The organism is Halomonas sp., assembly GCF_041689495.1.
Classification (GTDB): Bacteria; Pseudomonadota; Gammaproteobacteria; order Pseudomonadales; family Halomonadaceae; genus Halomonas.
The window spans coordinates 1-4420 of record NZ_JBDNGD010000429.1 but is presented as its reverse complement, the minus strand read 5'-3'; the positions used below and the strand labels follow the sequence as shown (position 1 = coordinate 4420).

Genomic DNA, 4420 nt, shown 5'->3' with positions numbered 1-4420 from the left:
GTAAAGGACGGTGTCCGGATAGAACGCCGCCCAGGCGAACCACATTGCTTCGAAGGCATTGACCGGCTCAAGTTCGTCAGTGCCTCCGCCGCCGACGCCCTCTGGACCGTAGCGAAGCGCCTGGCTATCGATACTGATCTGCTCGGGGTTGTGAAAGACCCAGCCGGTGCCCAGCTCCGGGTCGGAGACCACACTGTAATGGCTGTCTCCCACGGCCAGATGGATAACGGTTTCATCGTCCAGGGCGCCGGGGGCGATGGCCGCGGCGCCGTGGCGAGTGCGAAAGCCCAGCACTTCCGTCTTGGGAGGGAAGCGAGCGTCATCATGCATCACCGGGAACAACCGACGGCTATCCGGCCGGTAGTAGCCACTCAGCGGGTCATAGCTGCCGTAGGGGTCGCGCCGGTAGTTGCGTACGAAGCCGGTCTGATCGGTCAGGACTCGTGTATCGGGGTGACGGGCCTGCCAGCGCTCCCAGGTAGTCCAGACTACCCGGAACGCCTCGAGCCCCTGGCCTGCCAGGGGGCCGTCGATGGCGACGGCGACAATCTGCGGCCATTCGCTGTCGCTGGCCCGGTCGTACATCACCAGGTTGCTGTTGACCAGCCGGCCGGAGACCCCAAACTCGGTGTCGCCACGCTTGAAACCCAGGGCCGTGCCGGTCAGGGGACAATAGGTGATACTGACGGCCTCTCCGCTCAGCTCGTCATTGACGATTTCGTGCCAGACGAGAATGCGCTGGGGATAGGCCCGAGCCTCGCCATTAAGGAAGACCCCTATGACGCGCTCGCCAGGCGCCAGATCCGCCTCGCTCGCCGACTCGAAGCGGGGTCGGTCGATGGAAGGAATGCCGTCCTTGCCGGGACCACCCGAGCGGATCGCCTCGCGAAAGGCGTCCAGGGAATGCGCGACGGGAACCGAGGGCGATTGTTGGGTAGGCGGTGACGCCCAGGCAAGGGCCAAGGGGCTCAACAGCAAGGTCAGCGCCAAAGGCAGCGGAAAGGATACGTTCATGACCCGACCTCCTCGAGCGACTGTGAGATGCCGGCAGTCGACTATCGATCTGTGATCTCGTGTGTGATAAGGACTTTGTCAACGAGACCCGGTGCACCTTACAGCCACCGCCCGAATGCTGGGCGGCAAGTGCTGGGCGGTAAGGTAAGATGGATCTCTCGACGCATGACACGGCCCGAACGCACCCGAGGATCACCGTGTCGCCTTCTACAGCGGAGACATCGCAATGGCCGAGGTACGGCTTAGCCTCATCATCCCGACCCTCGACGAGGCCGACATCATCGATGAGACCCTGGGTCGATTGCAGGGATTACGCAACGAGGGCGCCGAGCTGATCGTCGCCGATGGCGGCAGCGGGGATGACACCCGCGCCCGGGCCGCACCGCTGGCCTCCCGGGTAATCCAGAGTCCGCCAGGGCGGGCGCGGCAGATGAACGCCGGAGCCGATGCCGCGCAAGGAAAGCATCTGGTTTTCCTGCATGCCGATACCCGGCTGCCCCAGCATGCCGACCGGCTGATCGAGGAGGCCCTGTCGAGAGGTCGCTGCTGGGGGCGTTTCGATATCCGACTCCAGGGCCACCACCCGATGCTGCCGGTGATCGCCTTCGCCATGAACCGGCGGTCGCGGCTGACCGGCATCGCTACCGGCGACCATGCTCTGTTCATGACCCACGAGGTCTTCGAGGGCGTCGGCGGCTTTCCCGACCAGCCGCTGATGGAGGATATCGAGATGTCGCGTCGGCTCCGACGCCTTTCCCCGCCCGTCTGCCTGAGTAAGACGGTGACCAGTTCGGGCAGACGCTGGGACCAGGCCGGCGCCTGGCCGACGATCCGCCTGATGTGGCGGCTGCGCTTTCGTTACTGGCGCGGCGACGCGCCGGAAGCCCTGGCGAGGGAGTATCGCGATGTGCGCTGATACGCCCGGCGACTTTCCGCTGGCGATACTGGCCAAGGCCCCGGTGCCCGGGAAGGCAAAGACACGATTGATTCCGGCGCTGGGGGCGGAAGGCGCCGCACGTCTGCAGGAACGCCTGGTTCGCCATACCCTGTCCATCGCTCTTGCCGCCACCGCGTCCCGGCGCATCATCCTGTGGACGGCGCTGGATCACGCTCATCCCCTGTTTCTGGAGTTGGCCAACCGCCATGGAATCGAACTGTGCGCCCAGCCGGAGGGTGACCTCGGCGCCCGCATGCTTCATGCCTTCTGTGCGATGGGCGAGCCGGGCCTGCTGCTCGGCAGCGACTGTCCGGTGCTCACACCCACCCTGTTGAAGGGCTGCCATCACGCCCTGGCGGACAACGATATCGTCCTGCTGCCGGCGGAAGACGGGGGCTATGCGCTCATAGGCCTTCGCGAGCCCCAGCACCGGCTCTTCAGCGCCATCGACTGGGGAACGGGGCACGTCATGGAACAGACCCGGGAACGGGTGGCCCGGCTGGGGGGAAAGCTGGCCTGTCCGGCCCGGGTCTGGGACGTCGACAGGCCCGAGGATCTCGACAGGCTGGCCATCGACTTTCCCGGCCTCCACGACGACAGCTAATTCCAGGACGAGACAGAATAATCAGACCAGGCGGTCGGCCAGGGCATCGAGGTCGGCCACCGTGATGTCCGGGTCGATCCCCCAGGGGTCGAAGGGAGCATCCGGGGTACGCCGCACCCATGCGGCATGCAGGCCGGCATGGCGGGCGCCGATCACGTCGAAGGCATTGCTGGAGATCAGCCAGGTGTCGCCGGGCTCGCTCTCGAGCCGGTAACGGAGATGGGCGTAGACCGCCGGATCAGGCTTGAAACGCTTGATCTCGTCGACGCTGACCACGTCGTCAAAGCGCTCGCGGATTCCAGCCTGCGCCAGCAGTCCCTCCACCGCCTCACGGCTGCCATTGGAGAAGGCCACGCAGCGCACCCCCGCCTCAGCGAGACGATCCAGAGCGGCCGAGGCCTCCGGAAAGGCCGGCAACCGCGCGTAGACGCCCATCAGGTGCTCCTTGTCAGTCTCCGAGAAGCGCGTCTGCAGGGCGCGATCGGTGAACTCCAGCGCTTCGCGAGTGCAGTGGGAGAAGTCCACATAGGCCCCCATCAGGCCGCGACGGAAACTGTATTCCAGTTGCTTGTCGCGCCAGCGGCGCGAGAACTCCGGGGCCAGGTCTGAACGGTCCTGCCCCGCGAGGCGCTGCTCGAGTTTCGTGACCACCCCGTGAGTATCGATCAGGGTGCCGTAGACATCGAAGGCCAGTACCCTTGCCATCCGCTCAGCTCCTAGGATTAACGTATCGTGATGCCAGCAGCATGGCGCTTGAAGGGCGCGGACTCAAGGGGGTGAGAAGACTATCCGTGGCACAGTCGCCAGCCCTGCCAGATCCTTGGTGCCAAGGCTAGTCACGTTACCTTGCTGAACCTTCACCAAGGATCTGGCGCAGTGTCGTGGTGTCCGGCATGCGCGCCAGCGTAACCGACAGGTATATGCCCCTGCCCCCCCTGGAACTCACCAAGCGGGTGGGGGTACAACAACCCCCCAATCAACGCGATATGTCGTCACGACTTCCAGGATTCACGCCTTATTTCTGGCACTGGGGGCCGTGCATCGGCTGTAAGTAATCTGTCTGAGGGGCGACTCAATGATCGAGAGATGACAAGCGCCGACACATTCTCGGCACGACATGCCAAGGAGACGACAGAATATGTCTAGAGAAATCACCACGCCCTATAAGAAACCCTTGCATGGCGAGCGGCATGCACACTGGCTACTGCGTTTCGCCTTGGCCAGCGTCTTTCTTTACATGGGGATAGACAAGTTCATGGGCAGCGGTATTGGGGAATTTTCCCGCATGATGGAGCTATCCGTTGTGCTCGGAGCTGCCGTGGCGCTTGGCGAGATCACTGCCGGCTTACTGATACTTCTCGGTGGGGTAGCGACTAACCCCTTAGGTGACCTCATTACCCGGCTTGGGGCGCTGATCATGGCCCCTATCCTGCTGGGCGCCATCTTCATGGTGCACTGGGGGCAGTGGCACTTCATGGCCACTGCTACGCATCCACTGGGTGGCATGATGTTTCAAGTCACCCTGGTGATGCTGGCAGGGTATCTGCTGGTCAAGGGTAACCATGCCTGAGCATGTCGATGCCCTATCGGGCCTCCATGGTCAAGACAGGCAGCCCGACTGTTCATTTCGTCACATTGAAAACCCGACGCATCGGGCCAGGAGGACATATGTTAAATGACAAGAGACGAACCCTTCTCGAACGTCTTTCCCGAGGCATCGCCTATACGGCACCGGTTATCGCACTTGCCGCTGGCGGGGCGGCCCTGCACGGGGTCTATGCCGACATCACAACCGAAAGCGGCTATCAGATGATGAGCGAAGCCGAGGCGGAAGGCGGAGCAGAAGCCGAAGGTGGAGCAGAAGC

The 4420-nt window shown here is 63.6% G+C and carries 6 protein-coding genes; 4 read left to right on the top strand and 2 right to left on the bottom strand.

All coding sequences use genetic code 11. From position 1 onward, the window contains the following. Nucleotides 1-1014: DUF3179 domain-containing protein (locus tag ACESMD_RS13425; protein ID WP_372613970.1), on the bottom strand; the 1014-nt coding region annotated here is incomplete at its 3' end. Nucleotides 1015-1240: 226 nt separating this feature from the next. On the opposite strand from ACESMD_RS13425, the gene ACESMD_RS13420 reads away from it, so the two are divergent. Both ACESMD_RS13420 and ACESMD_RS13415 read left to right on the top strand, forming a co-directional pair. After that, nucleotides 1241-1930: a TIGR04283 family arsenosugar biosynthesis glycosyltransferase gene (locus ACESMD_RS13420; protein ID WP_372613968.1), complete on the top strand. Its 690-nt coding sequence runs from the start codon at nucleotides 1241-1243 to the stop codon at nucleotides 1928-1930. Further along, nucleotides 1920-2555: a TIGR04282 family arsenosugar biosynthesis glycosyltransferase gene (locus tag ACESMD_RS13415; protein ID WP_372613966.1), complete on the top strand. Its 636-nt coding sequence runs from the start codon at nucleotides 1920-1922 to the stop codon at nucleotides 2553-2555. Before ACESMD_RS13420 ends, ACESMD_RS13415 begins: the two co-directional genes overlap by 11 nt. Nucleotides 2556-2576: 21 nt before the next feature. On the opposite strand, the gene ACESMD_RS13410 is transcribed toward ACESMD_RS13415, so the two are convergent. Next, nucleotides 2577-3260 carry a haloacid dehalogenase type II gene (locus ACESMD_RS13410; protein ID WP_372613964.1) on the bottom strand — a complete coding sequence of 228 codons (684 nt, stop codon included), beginning with the start codon at nucleotides 3258-3260 and terminating at the stop codon, nucleotides 2577-2579. Nucleotides 3261-3693: 433 nt separating this feature from the next. On the opposite strand from ACESMD_RS13410, the gene ACESMD_RS13405 reads away from it, so the two are divergent. Further along, a complete protein-coding gene (locus ACESMD_RS13405; protein WP_372613962.1) occupies nucleotides 3694-4125 on the top strand; it encodes a DoxX family protein in 432 nt (143 codons plus the stop codon). 98 nt (nucleotides 4126-4223) lie between these two features. Then, nucleotides 4224-4420: hypothetical protein (locus tag ACESMD_RS13400; RefSeq protein ID WP_372613960.1), on the top strand; the 197-nt coding region annotated here is incomplete at its 3' end.